16 protein-coding genes and 1 pseudogene are annotated in these 21,954 nt (G+C 49.1%); 4 read left to right on the top strand and 13 right to left on the bottom strand.

Features of this window, described 5'->3' with window-relative positions:
* Positions 1-12: 12 nt before the first annotated feature.
* Genes LKD70_RS04415 through vanG form a run of 3 tightly spaced genes read right to left on the bottom strand, consistent with a single transcriptional unit; the run spans position 13 to position 2,833 of the window.
* The gene (locus LKD70_RS04415) at positions 13-1,116 is read right to left on the bottom strand and encodes an acyltransferase family protein (protein ID WP_227706825.1); all 1,104 of its coding nucleotides are present in this window, start codon (positions 1,114-1,116) and stop codon (positions 13-15) included.
* Positions 1,113-1,769, bottom strand: a complete 657-nt coding sequence (locus LKD70_RS04410) for a M15 family metallopeptidase (protein ID WP_227706824.1) — start codon at positions 1,767-1,769, stop codon at positions 1,113-1,115. The genes LKD70_RS04415 and LKD70_RS04410 overlap by 4 nt, the downstream gene beginning before the upstream one ends.
* Entirely contained in the window at positions 1,766-2,833 is a 1,068-nt protein-coding gene (vanG, locus tag LKD70_RS04405) for a D-alanine--D-serine ligase VanG (protein ID WP_227706823.1), read from the bottom strand. Before vanG ends, LKD70_RS04410 begins: the two co-directional genes overlap by 4 nt.
* A 203-nt stretch (positions 2,834-3,036) precedes the next feature.
* Here vanG and LKD70_RS04400 point away from each other — a divergent pair, with 203 nt between their 5' ends.
* Positions 3,037-4,083, top strand: coding sequence for an AraC family transcriptional regulator (locus tag LKD70_RS04400; protein WP_227706822.1), 1,047 nt, complete (start codon positions 3,037-3,039; stop codon positions 4,081-4,083).
* 44 nt (positions 4,084-4,127) lie between these two features.
* Here LKD70_RS04400 and LKD70_RS04395 read toward each other — a convergent pair whose 3' ends face one another.
* The 5 genes and pseudogenes from LKD70_RS04395 to LKD70_RS04380 form a co-directional block, all read right to left on the bottom strand.
* The gene (locus LKD70_RS04395) at positions 4,128-6,506 is read right to left on the bottom strand and encodes a phosphoketolase family protein (protein WP_227706821.1); all 2,379 of its coding nucleotides are present in this window, start codon (positions 6,504-6,506) and stop codon (positions 4,128-4,130) included.
* Positions 6,507-6,785: 279 nt separating this feature from the next.
* Entirely contained in the window at positions 6,786-8,003 is a 1,218-nt protein-coding gene (locus tag LKD70_RS04390; RefSeq protein ID WP_227706872.1) for a dicarboxylate/amino acid:cation symporter, read from the bottom strand.
* Between the two features lie 99 nt (positions 8,004-8,102).
* Entirely contained in the window at positions 8,103-8,396 is a 294-nt protein-coding gene (locus LKD70_RS18600) for a PD-(D/E)XK nuclease domain-containing protein (RefSeq protein ID WP_320442584.1), read from the bottom strand.
* A pseudogene (locus LKD70_RS04385) lies at positions 8,368-9,692 on the bottom strand (AAA family ATPase). Before LKD70_RS04385 ends, LKD70_RS18600 begins: the two are co-directional and overlap by 29 nt.
* A 46-nt stretch (positions 9,693-9,738) precedes the next feature.
* A complete protein-coding gene (locus tag LKD70_RS04380; protein ID WP_227706820.1) occupies positions 9,739-10,656 on the bottom strand; it encodes a LysR family transcriptional regulator in 918 nt (305 codons plus the stop codon).
* Positions 10,657-10,778: 122 nt separating this feature from the next.
* On the opposite strand from LKD70_RS04380, the gene proB reads away from it, so the two are divergent.
* A complete protein-coding gene (gene proB / locus LKD70_RS04375) occupies positions 10,779-11,576 on the top strand; it encodes a glutamate 5-kinase (protein ID WP_227706819.1) in 798 nt (265 codons plus the stop codon).
* Between the two features lie 113 nt (positions 11,577-11,689).
* Here proB and LKD70_RS04370 read toward each other — a convergent pair whose 3' ends face one another.
* A complete protein-coding gene (locus LKD70_RS04370) occupies positions 11,690-12,484 on the bottom strand; it encodes a hypothetical protein (RefSeq protein WP_227706818.1) in 795 nt (264 codons plus the stop codon).
* 150 nt (positions 12,485-12,634) lie between these two features.
* Positions 12,635-15,130: a glycoside hydrolase family 2 TIM barrel-domain containing protein gene (locus LKD70_RS04365; RefSeq protein ID WP_227706817.1), complete on the bottom strand. Its 2,496-nt coding sequence runs from the start codon at positions 15,128-15,130 to the stop codon at positions 12,635-12,637.
* A 161-nt stretch (positions 15,131-15,291) separates the two neighbouring features.
* Between LKD70_RS04365 and LKD70_RS04360 the strand changes: the two genes are divergently transcribed.
* Positions 15,292-16,395, top strand: a complete 1,104-nt coding sequence (locus LKD70_RS04360) for a helix-turn-helix domain-containing protein (RefSeq protein WP_320442583.1) — start codon at positions 15,292-15,294, stop codon at positions 16,393-16,395.
* Between the two features lie 54 nt (positions 16,396-16,449).
* Here LKD70_RS04360 and LKD70_RS04355 read toward each other — a convergent pair whose 3' ends face one another.
* Together LKD70_RS04355 and LKD70_RS04350 are read right to left on the bottom strand one after the other, a co-directional pair.
* Positions 16,450-17,772 (bottom strand): MFS transporter, encoded by a 1,323-nt coding sequence (locus LKD70_RS04355; protein WP_227706816.1) that lies wholly within the window; start codon positions 17,770-17,772, stop codon positions 16,450-16,452.
* Positions 17,773-17,790: 18 nt separating this feature from the next.
* Entirely contained in the window at positions 17,791-19,758 is a 1,968-nt protein-coding gene (locus tag LKD70_RS04350) for an alpha-L-arabinofuranosidase C-terminal domain-containing protein (RefSeq protein WP_227706815.1), read from the bottom strand.
* A 110-nt stretch (positions 19,759-19,868) separates the two neighbouring features.
* Here LKD70_RS04350 and LKD70_RS04345 point away from each other — a divergent pair, with 110 nt between their 5' ends.
* The gene (locus LKD70_RS04345) at positions 19,869-21,071 is read left to right on the top strand and encodes an AraC family transcriptional regulator (protein WP_227706814.1); all 1,203 of its coding nucleotides are present in this window, start codon (positions 19,869-19,871) and stop codon (positions 21,069-21,071) included.
* Between the two features lie 73 nt (positions 21,072-21,144).
* Here the strand turns inward: LKD70_RS04345 and LKD70_RS04340 are convergent, their stop codons facing one another.
* Positions 21,145-21,864, bottom strand: coding sequence for an alpha/beta fold hydrolase (locus LKD70_RS04340; RefSeq protein WP_227706813.1), 720 nt, complete (start codon positions 21,862-21,864; stop codon positions 21,145-21,147).
* Positions 21,865-21,954: the final 90 nt, after the last annotated feature.

Below are 21,954 nucleotides of genomic sequence, written 5' to 3'. Positions count from 1 at the left end.
CCTCCCGTACCTTCATCTCTGAATCCCTCCAAAACGCTGTTTCAAATGTTCCCGGATCAGCCGGATCGCTGCTGCCGCGGCAAAAGATGCGCCTGTCACGCTCAGAAACTGAACCAGCGTGTTCTCCACCAGGATCCCGTCGAGCCCCGCCGCGCCTGAAACTCCTCTCAGGCCGATCAGAACCGCCGGGTGGGTGACATAGACAAGCATGGAAATGTCTCTCGCCCATGCCGGCGCATTTCCCGGAACGATTAAAAGCAGCCGGAACAGGAAATACATCAGCGGGACAAGCGCAAGGTACATGCTGTTGTGCCGCTGCCAGCCGCAGGCATATGTCAGCGCTCCCTCCGCCAGCACCACTGCCGCGCTGACCGCGCTACCCGTCCAGATGCGGGTCTGCTCCTTCCGTTTCTCTTGCGCACTTCTTTTACCCGCGCTTCTTTCTCCCGCTCTTTTTCCTTCCGCCGCGGGATCATTTTCTCCGGGCAGCTCTCTTCGGCGGATCAGCACTCCCAGAAGAAGAAAAACCGGGGCATAGAATATCCCGTTGCGCGTGTAGCTGCTGAAAGCAAATACCGCGTCATACGCCCGCCCCATCCCGGGCAGTTCCGCCGCCAGACCGTACCAGCTGTCGCCGCCCGCTCCGAAGACATACGCAGCGGCAGCCAGAACAAACGCCAGCTCCGCCGTCATGCACCGCAGAAGCGCCATGACGATCAGGCAGCCGAGAATCACCGCCGGGAAATACCACAGATGGTAAAACGTCCCGTCAAAAAAGATCTGCTTTGCAAGGGCTGCCCCGTCCTCCGGCGCACCGCCGGAATAGACAACAGCCGGAACATAAAGGACGGTGGAAACCAGATAAAGAAGCGCCGTGCTTTTCAGGAAACGCCGCACTTTGCGCCGGTCTTTCTCTCCTCCCCGGATCCAGGGCGCAAGCACGAAATATCCGGTCGTCATGAAGAAAAAGGGCACGGCAGTGCGGAAAAGGCAGTAAGTAATGACAAAATCCAGATCTTCGCTGATCCCTGACAGCGGCGCGGTGTGGATGGCAATCACCATAACCGCTGCCGCGATCCTGAATCCGTCGATCCCTGCGCTTCTCCCCCTGCTCATGCGGACTGTTTCCCTCCGTCTTTCTGCCCCGCCGTTTTCGTATTTTCAGCAATCAGCCCCACATACTCTTCCAGCACAAGTCCGAGTCCTGTCATAATCAGGGAATGGGGCAGCCCCACATAGCGGAAATGCCACGGCTCAGCCCCGATGCCCGTCACACTTTCCTTTCCCTTTGGATAGCGCTCGATAAACCCGTAGTGAGGCGCCCGCTCCCGGAATTTCCCGCAGATTCCCGTTCTCGGAAACTCCGGACAGATAAAGTCGATCTCCGGCGCGTTTTCGGCGAGATCGATGGCAAGTCCCGTCTCATGCTCGCTGCACCCCGGAACCGCAACATATTTCCTCGTAAACAGTTCTCCTTTTTCTGCGATTGTGTCATCCCATATCTTCTGCTGCTCCCGGTGGGACCGCCATCCGCTCACAGGCACAATCCGGTCTCCGCTTCCGATCTCCTCGAGCAGAGCTTTCAGCGCCTCCGCTGCGGTCCGCTCCATCAGGACGTCGGGGAAACTGTCCATCACAGGCGCAAGATCCTCTTCCCCGGGATACCGCTCAATCGGGCTGGACGCGTTCACAAGCACCGGGATCTCCATTTCTGCTATCCTCTTTTTTGCCTCCCTCTTTTCTGTATCTCTCTTTTCTGTATCTCTCATTTTCCCACCTCCATCTCAATCAGTCTGCGGACGAGTTCTTCAAAGGAAATACCCGCCGCCTTCATCATGCCCGGATATCTGCTGTGCGCCGTGAATCCGGGAATCGTGTTGACCTCGTTAAAGAAGATCTCTCCCTCAGGCGTCAGGAACATGTCCACCCGGGCAAAATCCTCACACTTCAGCGCCCGGTAGATCACAGCCGCCATCCGGCGGATCTCCTGTGCCTTCTCCGGAGATATCCGGGCTGGTACATGGATATCCGAAGTCTTCAGAGTGTACTTTTCTTCATAGTCAAAAAATCCTTCCGACAGCTCGATCTCGTCAACCTCGCCTATGATCAGATTTTTCTTCCCAAGCACCGCACATCCTACTTCAAATCCGCTGATCTGCTCTTCCAGCATAATCTCCGAATCATGTTCAAACGCAGTCTCCACGGCCCGGAGCAGTTCATCCTCCCCGCACACTTTCGTGATTCCGAAGGAAGACCCGGCACGGACCGGTTTTACAAAAAGCGGATACCCCAGTTCTGCGGCATACTTCTTCAGTTCTTCTTCGTTTCTCCCTTTCTCCTCTCTTCCAACCGTCACCGCCCGGGCGCAGCGCACGCCCGCCGCTTCTGCAAGCCGGTGGGCAATGTCTTTGTCCATCCCCACGGCAGAGCTTAACGTCCCGCATCCGATCACCGGGATTCCCGCCAGTTCCAGCGCCCCCTGTACGGTTCCGTCCTCCCCGTATTTTCCGTGAAGCACCGGAAATGCGGCGTCCAGCGAAACGGTTTCCACTTCTTCGGGAGTATGAATGTACAGGCCGTGGATATTTCTGTCCATGGAAACGGAAACCGGCATGCACGTTTCCTCGGAAAACCACCTGTCATTTAAAATATCCTCCGGATTGCCCCGGAACAGATACCACTGGCCGCTGTCACGCCGGATCCCGATCATCACCGTCTCATATCTCTCCCTGTCCACGGCCGTAATGACCGCGTGCGCTGACTGAAGCGATACTTCATACTCGGTCGAATGCCCTCCGAAGAGCACTGCAATCTTCTTCAATTCTCTTTCCATAATTCCACTCTCTCCTTTTCTGCTCATGGCATCAGTGTTTTTTACTGATATCTTTTTTGATAATCAAAGGATAACAGGGAAAAATGAATGTTTTCTGATGATTTGAGACATAAATTTTTAAGATTTCAGTAAGACTGATTTAACATTTCTCTGTACAGCGGCCGCTTCCCGCTATAAAATAGTTTTATTAAGGAGGACCACACATGAATCTGCAGAACATATGCAAAAACCTCATATATAACGGAAGCCGCCAGAGACTTCCCGAAAACCTGGCGCGGTTCCGCATCATCTGCCCGGAATACTCGGCCAACGACGCAGAGCGGAAGCCCTGGCCCGTGTCGGAGGGCGAACCGCTCTTCGCCCTGCTCTGGGATCTGCGCGGAACACACTCTCTTTCCGCGACAATCATGCCGAGCATTCCTTCGTTCACATACAGCACCGTGTACACTCCGCCCATGCGGACACAGACGCATTCCCACGAGTACCTTGAACTTTTTTATATTATCGGAGGGGAATACCGTCAGAAAATTCTCGGAAGCGAATTTACATTCTCAAAAGGGGAACTCTGTCTGATCGACTGCGGCTGCGTCCATCAGGAGATACTGGACGGTTCGTCCGCAACCGTTCTCTTCCTCGGCATCATACCGGAAGCTCTCGCAAGCGCGGCTGAGCACCTCGAAGGTTCGAGAATCTCTTCTTTCCTGAGCATGATGCTCTCGGGACAGAAAAACATACAGCAGTACCTTCACTTCCGCCCCCGCACGGATACGGCGCATGACATCGAGTCCACTCTCGGCTCTCTTCTCATGGAGCTTACGCGCAATGACAAAGCGACACCCATCATCAGCCAGGGACTGCTTCTCCGCATTTTCCAGGTACTGAACTCACAGTACAGCTTTTATCTGTCCAAGATGCCGAAGAAGGAGACAAACTGGGTGCTGTTCGAGCAGATCTCCGCTTTTATCAAAGAGCATTTAAACGATATATCCATCCGCATGCTGGCGGAGGAATTTCATTTTCAGGATGACTATTTCAACAGGATGTTAAAGTCCCGGACGGGAATGACATATACAGAATACCTCCAGAGTCTCCGCATAAAAAAAGCGGAGGAGCTCCTCCGCGAAACCGATATGCAGATCGATGATATCGTAAGAAAAGTCGGATATCACAACAAAGGTTATTTTTATAAAATATTCACGGAACAGCACCGGATTACGCCGGCGCAGTTCCGGAAGAAACTCAAAAAATAGCAGAAAGAACTGCCGCGACGGCAGTTCTTTCTTTGCTGCAGGGATTATTTATTCTCCCATTTCCAGTCTCTGATTTCAGGCATATCAATACCGTACTCATGAATGTACTGCTTGTGCTCAACAAGCTTGTCATTCATCTTCTGGATGAGGTAAGCTCCTCTGTTGCCAAGCTGCGGCAGGAACTTGATCGCATTCTTCACAAGGTGGAATCTGTCGATCTCGTTCTGGACGCGCATGTCAAACGGAGTTGTAATTGTACCTTCCTCTTTGTATCCGTAAACATGGATATTGCGGTTTGTACGTCTGTATGTCAGCTCGTGGATCAGTGTGTGGTATCCGTGGAATGCAAAGATGATCGGTTTGTCCTTTGTGAACAGTGAGTCATACTCTGCGTCTGTCAGTCCGTGCGGATGTTTTGTATGCGGCTCAAGCTTCATAAGGTCAACCACATTGATCACTCTGATCTTCAGCTCCGGAAGGGCCTCTCTTAAGATTGTAACGGCTGCCAGAGTCTCCAGCGTCGGTGTATCACCGCAGCATGCCATAACGATATCCGGCTCTTCTCCCTGGTCGTTGCTTGCCCACTCCCAGATGCCGATACCCTGTGTGCAGTGCTTTACAGCCTGCTCCATTGTCAGCCACTGCTGTCTCGGATGCTTGGATGCAACGATTACGTTGACATAGTTTTTGCTCTTGATGCAGTGATCGAAGCAGGAAAGCAGACAGTTCGCATCCGGCGGAAGGTAGAGACGTACTACGTCTGCCTTCTTGTTGGAGATGTGATCAAGGAATCCCGGATCCTGATGTGTGAATCCGTTGTGATCCTGCTGCCATACGTTGGATGAAAGGATCAGGTTCAGTGAAGCAATGGACTGTCTCCACGGAAGCTGGTTGCAGACTTTCAGCCATTTTGCGTGCTGTGCGCACATGGAGTCAACGACACGGATAAACGCCTCGTAGCTTGCGAAGAATCCGTGACGTCCTGTCAGCAGGTATCCTTCCAGCCATCCCTCGCACATATGCTCACTTAACATAGAGTCCATAACGCGTCCGTCCGGAGCGAGGAACTCGTCTGTATCATATTTCTCGTTGTTCCAGTCACGGTTTGTAACCTCAAATACCTTTCCAAGACGGTTGGACATCGTCTCGTCCGGTCCGAAGATGCGGAAGTTATGAGCATCCTCGTTGAGTTTCACAACGTCTCTTACATATCCGCCAAGCTCAATCATATCCTGAGCCTCAACAGAACCCGGCGCCGGCACATCTACTGCGTAATCGCGGAAATCCGGAAGTCTTAAGTCGCGCAGAAGCTTTCCGCCGTTTGCGTGCGGATTGGATCCGATTCTTCTGTCTCCCTTCGGAGCCAGCTCTTTGAGTTCCGGAATCAGCTTGCCGTCCTCTGTGAACAGTTCTTCCGGATGATAGCTTAAAAGCCAGTCTTTGAGCATCTGAAGGTGCTCCGGCTTGTCCATCATGATCGGTACCTGGTGTGCGCGGAAAGAATCCTCGATCTGCTGTCCGTCCACTACCTTCGGGCCTGTCCATCCCTTCGGTGTGCGAAGAACGATCATCGGCCACTTCGGTCTTGTCACGTCATGATTCTCTCTTGCGTTCTTCTGGATCGCCTTGATCTCGTCCATGCAGGCGTCAAGTGCTTCCGCCATCTTGCGGTGCATATCCATCGGCTCACTTCCCTCTACGAAGTACGGCTTCCATCCGCATCCGTCGAAGAAGTTCACAAGCTCTTCGTGAGAGATACGCGCAAGGATTGTCGGGTTGCTGATCTTATATCCGTTCAGATGGAGGATCGGAAGAACCGCACCGTCTGTCTCCGGATTCAGGAATTTGTTGCACTGCCAGGATGTAGCCAGCGGTCCTGTCTCAGCCTCTCCGTCACCTACGATACATGCGGCAACGAGATCCGGGTTGTCAAATACAGCTCCGAATGAGTGAGCCAGAGAGTAGCCGAGCTCTCCACCCTCGTTGATGGAACCCGGTGTCTCCGGAGCAACGTGGCTTGAGATACCGCCCGGGAATGAGAACTGCTTGCACAGTTTCTTCAGTCCGTCCATATCCTCTCCAATGTTCGGATATACCTCGCTGTATGTTCCCTCAAGATAAGTATTTGCAACAAAGAAGTTTCCGCCGTGTCCCGGACCGGAGATAAGGATCATATCCTGATCGTATTTCTTGATCACTCTGTTAAGATGAACATAGACAAAGTTCTGTCCCGGCACTGTTCCCCAGTGTCCTACGATTTTCTTCTTAACATGATCCATCGTCAGCGGCTCGCGCAGAAGCGGATTATCCAGCAGATACAGCTGAGCAGCTCCGAGGTAGTTCGTAGCACGCCAGTATGCATCCATCTTCTTCAGGTAGTCTTCTGTAATCGGCTGTCTCTCGACAACATTGTGCTCTGACATTCTGAATGTCCTCCTTCATAAATTTTTCTTTAGATTAATTTGTGACTGTGGAAAAAAGTGTCCTTCCCTTTCCCATTGTTATATTTTAAACAAAGTCATATGCCCGTACAATTTCGTGAGTCTGCCTGTTTTTAAAAAAGTTACCTGCGGCGACTTCATTTTGCATACATCTTACTCTTATATTACCGGAAACTAACACAGGCCGGAGTTTCCGGTGCAGACTGCCCCGAAAGTTCCGGCCCGTATCAGCTATACGCCAGTACGTCAATGCAGATTTCTTTAAAGATCGATCTTCAGATTCTGCTTTTCAATATTGTGTCGGTTCGCATATCCCGAGAGAATCATCGTAAGCGCACCGTCCCCCGTGATATTGCAGGCTGTCCCGAAGCTGTCCTGCAGCGCGAAGATCGTAAGCATCAGCGCCGTTCCCGTCTCGTCAAATCCGAGCACGCCCGTGATCAGTCCAAGGGACGCCATCACTGTTCCTCCCGGCACTCCCGGCGCTCCGATAGCGAAGACGCCAAGCAGCAGGCAGAACAGGATCATCGTTCCCACAGACGGAATCGATCCGTAGAGGATCTGCGACACAGTCATCACAAAGAACACTTCCGTCAGCACCGATCCGCACAGATGGATGTTGGCAAACAGCGGAATACCGAAGTCCACCATATCATCCCGCAGCGGAGGCACGGACTTTTTCGCGCAGCGCAGCGCCACCGCAAGAGTCGCTGCGGATGACATCGTTCCGACCGCTGTAATATACGCCGGTCCGTAATTTTTCACCACATCCAGCGGATTGCTCTTTGAGTAGATTCCGGCCGCAATGTAAAGCACCGCCATCCAAAGGTAGTGTCCCACCATCACGATCAGGACAATCTGGATAAACACCGGAAGCTGCTTCGTGATCGTTCCCTCATAGGAAAGACCGCAGAATGTGAATCCGATGAACACCGGCAGAACCGGGATCACCACTCTTGTCACGATCTGCAGGACGATCTTCTGGAACTCCTCGAGAAGACGTGTCGTTGTCTCCGCGTTCGTCCACGTCGCGGCAAGCCCCAGAAGCACAGACAGCACAAGCGCGCTCATTACGCTCATGATCTGTGGAATCTCAAGCTGGAACACAACCTCCGGCAGTTCCTTTAAGCCGTCCACCTCTGACACGATCGACAGGTGGGGAATAATCGCATACCCTGCCGCTGTAGATAGAAACGCCGCAAGGATCGACGACGCATACGCGCAGATAAGGGCAACTCCGAGCATCCGGGACGCATTTCTTCCCAGTCTTGTAATCGACGGAGCGATAAATCCGATAATAATCAGCGGAACACAGAAATTGATCAGTTCGGACAGGACAAAGCGGACAGTGACGACCACATTCATGACAGCATTTCCCACAGTCTCCATGGATTTCACACCGGCAAGCTGTCCTGCGACGATTCCGATGATTACTCCGAGAAGGAGCTTAAACGGAAGGCTTCCAAACAGTTTCTTCATAATATACAGTTCCTCTCTTTCTCTCATAATGTTTCCCCATTATAATCGATCTGAGCGGGACTGGCAAGGGAAGATTCTGGCAATGTGAGAACCGGCGGATCACCTTACTTTTACCATGCATTCTTTCCGGTAAAATGCGATTCCAAATTTCAGAATATCCCGGTATCCTTCTGTGCGAAGCGAAGCCTCATACTTCCTGTCCTCAATCTGCCGAAGCGCCTCATCGCATTTTTCTTCCAGCCCTTCATAGGTTCTGGAAACTTTTATTTCCAGTATCACAGCTTTTCCCTTTACGCTTGGATATTTCAGGACAATATCAGGTCTCCCCTGCCCTGCCTCTCTGTTTGACAGGACGATATATTTATCAATGAATCTCCGCCGTCTTTTCCGCATCTCCCGACAAAATGCTCTCATAGAGCGGGGACAGTTCTTTTTTCTCCGTCCTTTCCTCAAACCAGCGCGTCACTGTCGTTTTGTAAATATAGCGTACTTCCCTGTTCGGAATGGCCAGCTCCATATAAATCGTTTCCTCATCCTGATACTCACTGATTTTTTTCAGATATCCGGTAAAAAAGAGGAAATTCCACAGATTATCCTGCGTTGATTCCATGTCTTCATACGTAATGTCCTCGTGAACCGGTTTTGTAATCGTCTTACCCTCTATGAGCGTTTCGATCTCCTGTTTCACTGAAGGATCCGCATTTTCCACCAGCCGCCGGATAATGCTGTTTGAACTGGTATTGGACCAGTACGGCTTCATCAGCGCGTCCGCATTTTTGCAACAGGACTGCACATAATTAATCACGCTCCACGGATTATAAACCTCCGTCTTTCCGAACTGATATCCGTCGTACCACTCCCTGACCCTGCCGATATTTGCTTCCAGTCCGTAAAAGCCGAGCATTTCTTCCACTTCCGCCGGCGTAAAGCCGAAATACTCCGCATAGAGCTCCGAAGTGATCGAATTGATCTTCAGGTTGTTCAGTCCGGTAAAAATGGATTCCCTGCTAATCCGCAGGCACCCTGTCACTACCGCAAACGCAAGGTGTTCATTTGTCTTCAGCGCGGACTCAAACAGCGATCGGATCACACTGACCATATCATCGTAAAACCCACCGAAATATGCATTTTCCAGCGGCACATCATACTCGTCAATCAGAATAATGACCGCTTCCCCATGGCAGATGCTCAGACATTCCGACAGGAATTTCAGTGCGTCCGCATAATCAGCATCGCTGCCCTTCTGGTCGCGAAGCTTCACAAAACGTTCCATCTGCGCGTCCGTCAGTCTCCCGCACTCTCTGACCTCTTCCCAGTGCCGCAGAAATTCTTCTCCAACTGCCTTTTTCAGCATTTCAAATGCCAGTGCATATGAAAGCTGTTTCAGTGATTTGAGAGAAAGGCTGATAACCGGATATTTTCCCATATGGGAAAGATATTTCTCTCCCGCATCCATAATCTTCAGTCCTTTAAAAAGTCCCGAACGGTCTTTTCCGTTTTTTTCAAAAAAGAGGCGAAGCATGCTCACGGTCAGCGTTTTCCGAATCGCCGCGGGCGTGTAAAGAGATTCACCTCGCCCTTCATATCAATCAGTTCTTTTATGAACAATGTTTTATCTGCAAAATAGTATTCGTTTTCAATCAGTTTCGCAAAATCATCCACACCGATCGGCAGTGGTTTCCATGTCATTAAACCTCCCCCTTTCTGATGAGTTTTCTGACATACTTTCTGACTTTTATCTTATCACAGCAATGCCTGTTTTACGAGGAAAAAATGCGGCAGTGCCGGCTCGGTAATCCAGATAATCAAGGAATTTCTTCACCGCCAGAGGCGCTGACCTTTTATTCCGAAGAGCGACCCCGATGCTTCGGTAGGCGGGGATCTCCAGCTCTTTGACCACGATCCGGTACGGAACTCTTTTTAAAATCAGCTCCGGCAGGATGCTGATCCCGAGACCGCTCTCCACCATTGCCATGATGGCGTAGTCATCCCACGTGGTAAAATGCACCTTCGGCGTCAGGCCGCATTTTTCAAAAATATCGGACACTTCCGCCCTGGCGCCTTTTTCCAGAAGCATAAACGGGTCTTCTGTAAGCGCATTGACCGGAAACTTCTCACATCCGGCAAGCCGGTGATTCTCCGGAAGGACGACGAGGAGGCGGTCCTGCTCGAGAAATTCCGTCTCCAGCTCCCCGTGAACCGGAAGCCGCAGGAAACCGCAGTCTACTCTTCCTTTCCATATCCACTCCTCGATCTCACTGTAGTCCCCCAGGAGCAGTTCATAATCGATATTCGGATAATCTTTCTGAAACTCCCTGATAATATTCGGGAGCCACTGGGAGGCCACACTGGAAAAGGTGCCGATGCGGATCAGGCCGGACTGCATTCCGTTGATTCCGTCCACCTGCGCCTGCAGCTTCTCATATTCCCTGCACACATTCTGGGCGTAGGGAAGGAGCTGCTGACCGTCACTCGTAAGGCGGACGCCTCCGCGCCCCCGCTCGAGCAGCGTCACTTTCCACTCCTTCTCCAGATCGTGGATCATGCGGCTGATCCCGGACTGGGAATAATTCAGAAGCTCCGCGGCCTTCGTAAAACTCCCCGACTCCACCGTCTTTACAAACGCCATATATTTCTGCAGGTTCATATCCATGTGGATTGCCTCCTTTTTCATCTGGTTTTATCATGTTTTGCATGATAAATATTCGCTTTTGTAATTTATAATTCTATGGTACGATATCCCGGTGAATGAATCAAGTACAAAAGGAGCAGATCATGGGACTTTATAATAACAGAATCGTAGTAAAAGTAGGTACATCCACTCTCACAAACGACGCGGGCAAAAGTGACCTGCGCGCCACGGACCGGCTTGTCTGCACGCTGGCAGACATCCAGAACATGGGGTACGAGGTCATCCTCGTCTCATCCGGGGCCATCGCCGTCGGCAGAAACAAGCTGAACATGCAGGGAAGGCCGGACAGCATGCGTATGAAACAGGCCGCGGCCGCTGTGGGACAGTGCAGCCTGATGTACCTTTATGATAAATTTTTCGGAGATTACGACAAGACAGTCGCTCAGATTCTTCTGAACGCGGAGGATATCGAAGAGGAGGAGAAGAAAGAAAACCTGACCAATACATTCAACGCCCTTCTCGAGATGGGCGTGATCCCGATCGTCAATGAAAACGACTCTGTAAGCTACAAGGAAATTGAGTCCGAGGACAGGCTGTTCGGCGACAATGACATGCTCTCCTCCGTTGTGGCAGTTCTCTGCCGGGCGAAGCGGCTCGTCATCCTCTCGGATATCGACGGGTTCTTTGACAGCGACCCCCGTCTCCATCCGAACGCGAAGCTGATCGAGCAGATTGACCGGATCGACGAGAGCGTCTACTCTCTCGCAGGGGGCGCCGGCTCCCGCAGAGGCACCGGCGGCATGCGCACAAAACTTCAGGCCGCGCAGCTCGCCACCTCCCAGGGCATTGACACAATCGTGACAAACGGAAAGCGCCCGGAGGCGCTCTATGATATCGTAAAGGGCGGAAAAGCGGGAACGCTCTTTACGGGGAGGATCTGAATTGCGTGGAATTTCTGAATTCACGTTTAAACTACGGTTCTGCTGCAGGACTCGGTAAAAGGCGGCAGCCATCCGAATGGAAGTCAGATTTTCCATTCGGATGGCTGTTTCATTTAACTTAATCCGCCCCACGGTTCGATCAGGTCTGAAAGAGAAAAAACATTTCCTGTCATTCCGTTATAGGAAACAGGATTTTCAAATTGTGCCGGGTCATATAAAGAATCAAAACCATAAACTTCAAGCTGCCCGTAAGAGGATGAATTTCCATCCTGTGCCCGTGAGATTCTGAAATAAATATGACTGTTTCCATCGTCAAATTCGTATATGCCATCGCCTGTGTAGTGAGCCATGCTTCTTAAAAAGATCGGTTCAACTGAAAATGTACCCTCTGCAATCTGCCCGTTTTCTACCGGGAGAGTATAACGCATTAAATAAAATACAAACTGTTCATTCCCCTGGGGTTCCACACCGAGCATCAGCATTTCGTTTCCTTCAGAGACACTCATATCCAGACACCTGTAGCCTCCCGCAGCCGGCGCTATATAAAAATTTTCACCTGTAAAATCTTCATGTGTTTCCGCCGTATCCACTTCCTGAGTTTTCGTTTCCTGCGTCTCTGATGCCGCAGTTACATCTTCTGTCTGCGCCGGACTTTCACCTGTTTCCTCCGTCTCTGCCTGAACTTCCTCCACATCCTCTCCTTTTGCTTCAATCTCTTCGCTCTTTACTTCTTCACTCTTTGCCGCCATCCGGCTCCCGCTGCCGTCTCTGCTGTCGGCGAATCTCATGCCTGCCAGAAAGGCAAGGATACCGACGGCAAGGACGGCAATGATAACTACCGCCGGGAGCATCCACTTTGCGGTTTTTCTCTCCGAATTTCCGGAATCATTCTGATGGAATTCTGACATAACTTTCACCCCCTGATCTGCTGTTGAAAAATGATTCCTCTCTGTAATTTCATCATAGCAGATGGATGTGCAAAAGAAAAGTAAAACAATTCTGAAAATTCAAAAGTTTTTTTGTTGTATTCAGACAATTTTATAAAGCCTGCGTTTCATTTATTCTGCTGTAATCGTCACACTGTAACTCTTTTCTTCTGCCCGGAACGTCACTTTGACAAGCCCTTCTCCCTTGGCTCTGACTGCCGCGCGGATACGGCCTTCATACGTCATGGCTTCCATATCGTAATAGTTTTCCCCGCTCTTCGGATCCGCGGAGCCGTACCCGATCACTTCTCCCGGCCCTTCAACGGATACGGACACTTTCATTTTTCTGTCCATATTCAGAACTCCGTTTTCATCGACGACAGACACATCCACATAGGCGATATCCGTACCGTCTGCCGGAAGTTTTGCATCGGCCTCTGTGCCCGCCAAAGTCCTGACATCGATTGCAAGTTTCACGTCATCCCCTGCTGTGGTCAGAACGTCGCGGCCTGTCTCCACACCGTTTTTGTATGCAACCGCCTCGACCCGGCCCGGCTCGTATATGGTGTCAAATACTGCCATATACTTATGCGGCTCTCCGGTCCTCTTTCTGTCGACGGACTTTCCGTTTACGAGAAGTTCTACCTCATCGGCTGCCGCATAAACTTCAACTGCAATCTCCTTCCCTGTATATTCCTTATGGTTCCAGCTTCTGTATGCATCGGAGAAGCACCACTGGGAACCGTGCTTTGTCTCGCCGTAATGCTCAGGCGGCTGAACCGCAATGTACGGCTCCGTGCGGAATCCCCAGATCATTTCTCTCCAGTAACTTACAGGGCGTCTGTCCCCGATCAGGTTCACATCCCCGCAGTAGGCTGCTTTCCACGGATACGGGGAGTACATCGCCCCCATCGGATTCGCGGCATCATCGCCGTATGTATATCCGCCGATGCCGTTCTCCCCGAGATAATCCCAGGCTGTCCAGTCGAAATCGCCGATCACATAGGGAAGCCTCTCCACTGCCTCCCAGTTCTTATCAAGATCCGGCGGGTTTGTCTCAGAGCCTACAATGATTCTGTTCGGATACTCGTTTCCCCCCGGTTCATATCTTCCCAGCGCGTAATTGTAACCTACGATATCCACCTGCGAAGCAGCCTCCTCTGTAGCCTTTGCCAGCATCGGGCTCTGCATCAGCTGCGCCATAACGTCTCCCATATTATTCATCATGGAATTGATCTCACCTGACGGCTGATCCGCTCCTGCTTCTGCTTCCTGCCCCCGGGCACCGGAAAACATCTGCGCCAGCATGTCCATCCCTGCAAGCAGCAGATTCATGCAGTTTGTCACATATCTCGTGGGATCCAGTTCGCGGATCCGGTCAGCAATCTTTTTCCCCCAGCCGGCATCGATTTTATTGCCCACTTCAGGAATTTCATTTCCGATAGAATACATAATTACACACGGATGATTTTTATCTTTTCTCACAAGGCTGGCAATGTCATGTTCCCACCACTCGGTCATATGCATACTGTAGTCATACGCAACCTTTGAGGATGTCCACACATCCGCGTACTCATCCATGACATACATACCGTATTTATCACAGGCTTCGAGCAGTTTTCTGCTCATGGGGTAGTGAGAGCTTCTGACAGCGTTGAATCCTGCCTCCTTCAGCGTCCGGATCCGTTCTTCTGCCGCGAAGGTAAATTCCCTTGTCCCGATGATTCCGTTGTCATGATGGATACATCCGCCTCTGAGTTTTACGGTCCTGCCATTTATGCGCAGGCCATTTACCGGGTCAAGCTGCATTTTTCTGATACCGAATGTTCCGCTCTCTGTATCGAGTACTGTATCTTCCCCGTCTTCCCCGCATACGGATACTTCATATGTATACAGATTCGGGTTTTCTGCATCCCAGAGCTTCGGACTTTTTACAAAGAGCCTCAGCTTATATGTATCAGCAGTGTTGCCTCTCAAAGTCGCCGGCATGTTTCCCTCAGCCGCGAGATTTCCGTCCTTATCAAAAATCTTTGCTTTCAGGACAATGCTTTTCATGGACGCCTCATCATTTGCCACCTCTGTACATACGGCAATCTCCGCTATATCGGTATCTGCGTTTTCCGTCCTGACGAAAACCCCGTCCGGCATGATGTGGACAGGATCGGCAATCATAAGATTTACATCGCGGTAAATTCCTCCGCCTGTGTACCACCTTCCGCTGGGAACACCGTTCTTCACAACCACTTTTACCGGATTGGGCTGTCCGATTTTCACATAGTCCGTAATGTCCAGATAGAAATTGCTGTAGCCATAGGCGCATTTGCCCGCAAATGCATTGTTCACATAAACAAACGCATTCTGGTATACGGCCTCAAATTCCATCCATATCCGTTTGCCTGCCGCACTTTCATCCAGATTTAATACTGTATTATATACCATATCTTCTTCGTGGAAGAACCCATTTCCCGGGCCGTTTGGTTCCTGCGGGTTGCGTGGAATTTCTACCAGATGATCATGTGGAAGAGTGATCTGCTTCGGCGGATCCGCCGCGCCGCCAATTAACGCTGCCAGCGAACTTCCATCGCCGGCACTCACTGTCCATCCCTGATTAAAAAGTCTTTTTTCCATTGTAGCCGCTCCTTTCCGGTTGCGACCTCTCTCCGGTCGCAATATTGAATACTTGTAATTTTTTTGCTATATTCATATTAGTACATTTAAATCCGATATAAAATGTCCATAACAATAGATTTATACCACAATTTATATCATTTTCAAGAAAGAGAGGTCCTATGTTTTTTCTTTCCTCAAACATTCCGGAAACACCTTTTGAAGCAGATGTCGCTCCAGTATCACAATTACCCGAACTCGCCCGGGCAAACGCCCATGACATGACCGGGCCTGTCGAGATATTGCAGTTAAGGAATTCAGCAGATCATACGGATAATGCATTCATCATCTATGAAAATAATATATCCGGTACCTCTTATGCATCCTTTTCCTCTGCAGAAGAAATCAAAGTACTGTCCACTTTCAACGCAAACAGCATGAGCCCTCTGCATTCCCATGAATACTATGAATTTCTGTTTGTAATAGATGGCGAAATCTATCAGAATATCGAACATGACAGACATTATTATCCAGCCGGCGGATGCTGCCTGGTCAGTCCTTATGTTCTGCATACGGAGGAATATGATACAGATTGCCGTGTTTTATTCTTTAAAATCAGCAGAGAGTTTATGCAGAGACTTGTAAGCTTCCCGAGATATTTCTCTGCGGAAAACAGTCCCGCCTGCAGCCGCCTCAGAGAATATCTCGGCTCAGAAAGGCACTATATTGATTTTATTCCCGCCAACGGTTATGAATGGATACAGAATCATATCCACGACCTTTTTGAAAAAATGATCATGGAATTATCTGCGCCTTCTGACAGTGCATCGCTTAAACTGGCGTTCTTTTCCAGTCATCTCATGATGGAATTGTTTGACGATACAAAATTCAGCAACACTCCCGCCGCCTCCGGCACAGCAAAAGAACAGGAGCTTTTTTACAGCATCCGTGACTATATGCTGTCCTCCGACCGGAAAGTGACCCGCTCCGATCTGGAAGCGCATTTCAACTATTCCGGGGACAATCTCTATAAAATTGTCAGACAGTACACCGGGCTGAGCATCCATGACTACGGTTCTTATATCTGTATAAAAAAGGCCGCTGAACTGCTGATGTCCAGCGACCGGAATATCAATGAGATTGCCGGGTCTGTCGGCTTTCATAATTCCACTCAATTTTATAAGGAATTTAAAAAATACTGTCAGATGACGCCCAGGCAGTACAGACTGCGCAAGTCTGACAGAAAGGAACTCCAAAAAGAACCCGTACCGACTCCTTTTACATGAAAAAGCCCTGACAGACTGATATAATACCAGACTGACAGAGCTTTCTCTTTCCGTTTATTTTTCTTTCAGTTCTTTTTCTATCTGAGGCAGTCTCTTTTCAAGGTTATAGAATGCAAGGCAGAGAAGCCCAATCGCCATAAGGGCTGCAGGAATCAACGTAAAGAGCATTTTGATGGTAAAAACAGCTGAAGCGCTCTGTACAGCCTGCATTCCGTCATAACCGCCCAGTTCAAGAATTGCCCCCAGCGCGAAGCTCCCCAAGCCAAGCCCAAGTTTGTCAGAAAGACTGTTGACTGTGGAATATGCCGCCTCGACGGAATTACCTGTTTTCCATTTGCCGTATGTCATACAGTCGATTGTCATAAGCGGTTTCATAAAGCTCAGCGCCATAATGCCGCATGTAGAGACAAACTGCATCAGTACAAGCCATACTATATTTGTAGGCATAAGCAGTTTTGCCGCCTGGCAGATCATCGCCATAAATAATCCGATTCTTAAAGTATTTACCTTGCCGCCCTTTTCTATAAATTTGGGTATTACAGCAATAAAAATCAGTGTGAACAGTGTCGGGAAGGACATGATACTCTGCGCTTTAATGTCTCCATAAACGAACTGGAAATAGTATGTCATATTTCCGGCACTCATCGTATTATACATTGCCCAGCATATCATTACACCGCCGTACAGGAGAGCGTATTTGTTCTGAAAAAGCGCTTTCAGGCTGTCGAACAGAGTAATTTTTTCTTTCTTTTCTTCTGAATTCTGTTCCTCCGGAAGCTCAGGCAGGAGGAAGAAACGGCACAGTCCGCAGATTGCGAAAGGAACTGCAAATATCATACTTATAATCGTCCACCCGTGCGGCCGGGACGCGAACCTGTCGATCAGTACAGGGAGCGTGAAGCTGACCAGAAATGAAAAAAGTGTTGAAGCCATGGAAGTTATTTTCATTACCTGCACGCGCGCGTCTTCACGAAAACTCCGCTGTAAACGAAGCGGCTCTGCTATATTCATAAAGGTAGCAATTCCGGACTGAAGCAGATTGTAGAACACAAAAACCCATATAATTTTTGCAGTAAGTCCTACGTCAGGGACACTGAATACAAGTACCAGACACACCCATAGCGGAACATGAAGCAGATCATAAACTCTGGCTTTGCCCATTTTAGGATTCAGGCGGTCTATGACAATACCCGCAATTACATCTGTAACTCCGTCAAACAGCCTGCTGAACAGGAAAATACTTCCTGAAATTATAGCGCTAAGTCCATAACTGTTCGTAAGTGCATAACTCAAATATGAAACAACAAGATATTCTGCATTGTAGGAAATCATTCCAAGCGCATACGCATATTTTCCCTTTATTTTCGAATTGTTCATATACTCTTTCACCTGCCTTTACAGTTTACTTATCTCATACACATTTATACTGTGAGACGAAAGAAGGACCTCAAGTACGTGGTCTTTGCACAGCAGCTCATATGTTTCCGGCGTAATACGATAGACCGGTGTCCCTGTAAAGGTCAGTTCATTGGCGCATTCCAGATCGTCACTGTGCATACTGGTACAGGAAACCTGCCCTTTAATCTTTTCATCGAAATCAATTCGGATATTTGCGTCACCATCTCCGGTATTGACAATCTTTACATAATATCTGTTTTTATCGGCCGTCACTGACAGATAAACACCTTCCGGAAGCATCCCCTTATAGTCAATCACGTTCTCTCCAATGTGCGCCGCAAACATCTGCTGAACAAAATAGTTTGGTGTTTTTAAGATGTATTCCGGGTTAAACCAGATCAGATTGTGAGACCACTGCATTCCCTCACTCATGGCAAACAGAGGAGCATAGCTTGTCATTGCAACGACATCACTGTTTTTCTCAACACCTGTAAGAAAGGCCGCCTCCGCCAGCGCGGAACCGAACGTATTCATTTTATGTTCCGTCGTCAGATCATTTGCAGCATACTCTCCGATAAAAACCTTTGCTCCTTCACGGCTGTAAGAGTCATATCTGTGAATCTGGCTGTAAAACCATTCGTTGCTCTTATAGAAATGTTCATCGATGCATACGTCCGGGAATTTTTCATTGGCTGTTTCCCACGTATCGTCCAAATCCTTTCCATCCGGGAAAGCACCGGATGACATGACACATCTCATTTCAGGGTATCTGGCCTGAATTTCTCTTTTCACGATCTCAAACTTTTTATGATAATCCGCCCCATAATTCTCATTTCCGATCCCGATCATCTTCATGTTAAAGGGAGCCGGATGACCCGCATCTGCCCTTAATTTTGCCCACTTGCTGACTGCGGGATCCCCGTTTGCATATTCAATCAGATCAAGCGCATTTTGTACTACCTTCTCATAAAAATCCGTACTTTCCGTATCAATCACTTCGTTTGAGCGGAACTGGCAGTTAAGTCCGGCCCATACGATCGGCAGCGGCTCAATTCCAAGATCCTCACAAAGCAGGAAAAATTCATAAAATCCGATCTGGTAGGACTGGCAGTATCCCTTGTCCTCTGTGAGCGCCGCCCAGAGATTAACCTGCGGCGACCGGTCGATAACCGGGCCGACTGTATCTTTCCACGCATATTCATTTCCCGGGTATGCCCCCTCTACAATACATCCGCCGGGGAAGCGCATAAACCTGGGTTTTAACTCTTTAAGCGCTTCTACCATATCTTTCCGGAAATGTCCTCCACTCCAGCGCTCATCATCCTTTCCCCATACATCTGTGTCTGAAAAGATAATACAGTCGATGTCAATAACTCCTTCCCCTGAAAAAGCAATCTCAAGAGCTCCCCGTCCGGCTGCGGTTCCCTGTAAGCGGATCGTGCACTTTTTCCATTCCGGGCCTGAAAGGAGCTCGCCGGAGTCTGTCAGGAGCCTTCCGGAACTGTCTTTTACCGCAGCAGTGATCGTCCCTTCATAGCTTACATTCCTTAAATATACCGACATCTCATAGCAATGTCCTTCCCGTATGGAAAATACATTTTCCTTTCTGCCATGTCCTCCATTGTATCCTCTGTTTTTTAAAACACCGCCGGATGAAATATCAAGTCTTGCGTACCAGGGATTCCACTCTGAAGCGGGCTCATCTGACATGCTTACAATCTTTCCTCCCTCAAACTCCCAGTAACGCAGCCGGTCCGGAAATACGTCCGGTGCTTTTTTCTCCTCCAGAGCAGCCAGCTGACTGTAGGATGAATCCATGTAAACACCGTCAAAACTGTGATTGATCACCATATTGGTGTTCAACCCTCCGTCGCACGAAAAGCTGATATCCTCCAGAAACAGCCCGTACAGAAGCGGTGACACCTCATGTGTACTTTCCTCAATTGTTACTGTTGTTTGTTTCATCTTCAAAACCTCCTGTATTTTTGATAAATTCATTTTACTCTGACAGGGGGTTATGTTATACTAAAATAGTATCGTTAATAACAATATTGTACCAAAAAGAAGGCTGAACAATGGATAACTCTGTTTATAAATTACTTTACGGCACCACAGGTGTTCCGCTGTGCACAGTTGAAGACGGCAGGATCTCTTTTCGCATTCTCGGAATGGATGCGGAATTTTTCACCGATCGTTTTGCAGAAATCTGTCTTTGGGATTTCCATATGCAGGAGCTTCCATCGGGGACTCCTGTCGTGCATTTTCTGAATCCCGGATTTTTTCTCGGGATCTATCAGCTTACCGAAACGAAGGGGCTTATATACGGACCATCTGTCCCATGCAGATACTCCTGGACAGAGATCGCTCCCTGGCTGGACAGCTCTCTTTACAGCGACAACCGGGATGCGGCGGGACGTCTTCTGATGAGCCTGAATCCGATTACTGAGATAGAATATATCAACGGTTTCTGTCTGGCAGTTTATCTGTATGCCGGAGTGACAATAAAACCTGAAGATATCTATATGAAACAGCCGGTATATTTTCGAAAAGAGCTTCGGCCGAGTCTGGCTTCCTATATTGTAGACAGCCGGGAAAGTTCCGGTTTCCATACCCCGCAAAGCTGGGAAAATCAGCTTTTAGATACGATCGAGCATGGTAATACTGTCATGCTTAAACATCTTCTTCATCAGACAATTGTAGGCCGTCTGGGCGTACTGTCATTTGATTCCGCCAGACAGAAACGCTATATGTTTGTAACCTCTGCGGCTGTTGCCGCCCGTGCGGCAATACGCGGTGGAATGAATTACGAAACCGCCTGTTCTCTGGCAGATATTTACTGTCAGCACATGGACAGTATGACTGATCTGAAACATTTGGATGAACTTATACATCAGATGTTTTTTGACTTCTGCGAACATGTATCCAGGATAAAAGCAAATGATTACTCATATCCTGTACAGATATGCTGTGATTATATCCAGAAGCATACACACGAGAAGATCCTGCTGAAGGATCTGGCTAAAGTAAGCGGATACAGCGAACGGCGGCTTTCGAAAAAATTCTTTGATGAAACGGGAATTCGGATAGTAGATTATATCCACAGAGTAAAAATGGAAGAAGCCAGATTCCTTCTTCAGAACAGCAGTTATACGGTGAATGAAATCGGAGAATACCTGGGATATGCAAACCAGAGCTATTTTATTGCGAAGTTTAAAGAAGTATACAGCAAAACCCCGTCTGAATTTCGAAAAAAAGCTGCTCTCGGAGCTGATATATAACCGGCTCCAAAAGCAGCTCTCTCCGGAAATTTCCAAAATCCCATCTTCATTCCGGGAATTCCCCGGACAGCCCTCACTCCAGAAATTCCGCCACCGCCCGGTTAAATTCCTCCGGGTTTTCCTTCGCGATAAAATGACTCCCTTCCAGCACCCGGATCTGCGCATTCGGCAGACTCGCGTAGATCAGCCGGGTGTGCTCGTCTTTGATCATGTCTTTATTTCCGGCAATCACGAGCTTCGGCATGTTTACAAAATCAGGATTCTTATTTTCCGAGAGCTCCTCAGGGCGGATATTAGGATCATTCACCATCAGCCCGAGAATCTCCGCCTTTCGCACCGCGGATCCGGCGGTATCATGGCTGCGTTCTCTTTTTGCCAGGAACCTGCAGATGCGGTATCCGACTTCAACGGGGATCTGTACGGACGGCTTCACGCCGGATGCATCCAGATTCGCCCCGTTTAAGATCAGATGATCCACCCTCTCCGGATATTTCAACGCAAACACGAGGGCGATATTTCCTCCGTCTGAAAATCCGAGAATATGCGCTCTGTCTATTCCTTTTTCGTCCATAAAGTCATGAAGATCCTCCGCGAACTGGCGGATTGTGAACGGAATCTTTTCACTTCCTCTGGGGGATCTGCCGTGTCCTCTCGTATCAAGGGCAATCACCCGGTATTTTTGAGAAAAGTATTCTGTCTGATGTCCAAAATAACTGCTGTCTTCCCCATTTCCGTGGAGCAGAATCAGCGGGGTTCCGTTTCCTTTCTCTGTATAGTAAAGCTGTATATCCATGTCGGTTTCTCCTGTATGATTTTTCCTCTTTGGTTTCCACTCATTCTTCTATTATAACATGCTTGCCGTACTTTTGCTCGTCGGATGCAC

The sequence above is a fragment of the Ruminococcus turbiniformis genome (genome assembly GCF_020687545.1).
GTDB lineage: Bacteria > Bacillota > Clostridia > Lachnospirales > Lachnospiraceae > Mediterraneibacter > Mediterraneibacter turbiniformis.
This window is presented reverse-complemented; position numbering and strand designations above follow the sequence as displayed.

Bases quoted from the DNA above. Each gene is read 5' to 3' on its own strand.
- LKD70_RS04350 (WP_227706815.1), bottom strand. From the start codon at position 19,758: ATGAAACAAACAACAGTAACAATTGAGGAAAGTACACATGAGGTGTCA.
- LKD70_RS18600 (WP_320442584.1), bottom strand. From the start codon at position 8,396: ATGCGGAAAAGACGGCGGAGATTCATTGATAAATATATCGTCCTGTCA.
- LKD70_RS04355 (WP_227706816.1), bottom strand. From the start codon at position 17,772: ATGAACAATTCGAAAATAAAGGGAAAATATGCGTATGCGCTTGGAATG.
- LKD70_RS04340 (WP_227706813.1), bottom strand. From the start codon at position 21,864: ATGGATATACAGCTTTACTATACAGAGAAAGGAAACGGAACCCCGCTG.
- proB (WP_227706819.1), top strand. From the start codon at position 10,779: ATGGGACTTTATAATAACAGAATCGTAGTAAAAGTAGGTACATCCACT.
- LKD70_RS04370 (WP_227706818.1), bottom strand. From the start codon at position 12,484: ATGTCAGAATTCCATCAGAATGATTCCGGAAATTCGGAGAGAAAAACC.
- LKD70_RS04390 (WP_227706872.1), bottom strand. From the start codon at position 8,003: ATGAAGAAACTGTTTGGAAGCCTTCCGTTTAAGCTCCTTCTCGGAGTA.
- LKD70_RS04410 (WP_227706824.1), bottom strand. From the start codon at position 1,769: ATGAGAGATACAGAAAAGAGAGATACAGAAAAGAGGGAGGCAAAAAAG.
- LKD70_RS04400 (WP_227706822.1), top strand. From the start codon at position 3,037: ATGAATCTGCAGAACATATGCAAAAACCTCATATATAACGGAAGCCGC.
- LKD70_RS04365 (WP_227706817.1), bottom strand. From the start codon at position 15,130: ATGGAAAAAAGACTTTTTAATCAGGGATGGACAGTGAGTGCCGGCGAT.
- LKD70_RS04345 (WP_227706814.1), top strand. From the start codon at position 19,869: ATGGATAACTCTGTTTATAAATTACTTTACGGCACCACAGGTGTTCCG.
- LKD70_RS04380 (WP_227706820.1), bottom strand. From the start codon at position 10,656: ATGGATATGAACCTGCAGAAATATATGGCGTTTGTAAAGACGGTGGAG.
- LKD70_RS04360 (WP_320442583.1), top strand. From the start codon at position 15,292: ATGTTTTTTCTTTCCTCAAACATTCCGGAAACACCTTTTGAAGCAGAT.
- vanG (WP_227706823.1), bottom strand. From the start codon at position 2,833: ATGGAAAGAGAATTGAAGAAGATTGCAGTGCTCTTCGGAGGGCATTCG.
- LKD70_RS04395 (WP_227706821.1), bottom strand. From the start codon at position 6,506: ATGTCAGAGCACAATGTTGTCGAGAGACAGCCGATTACAGAAGACTAC.
- LKD70_RS04415 (WP_227706825.1), bottom strand. From the start codon at position 1,116: ATGAGCAGGGGGAGAAGCGCAGGGATCGACGGATTCAGGATCGCGGCA.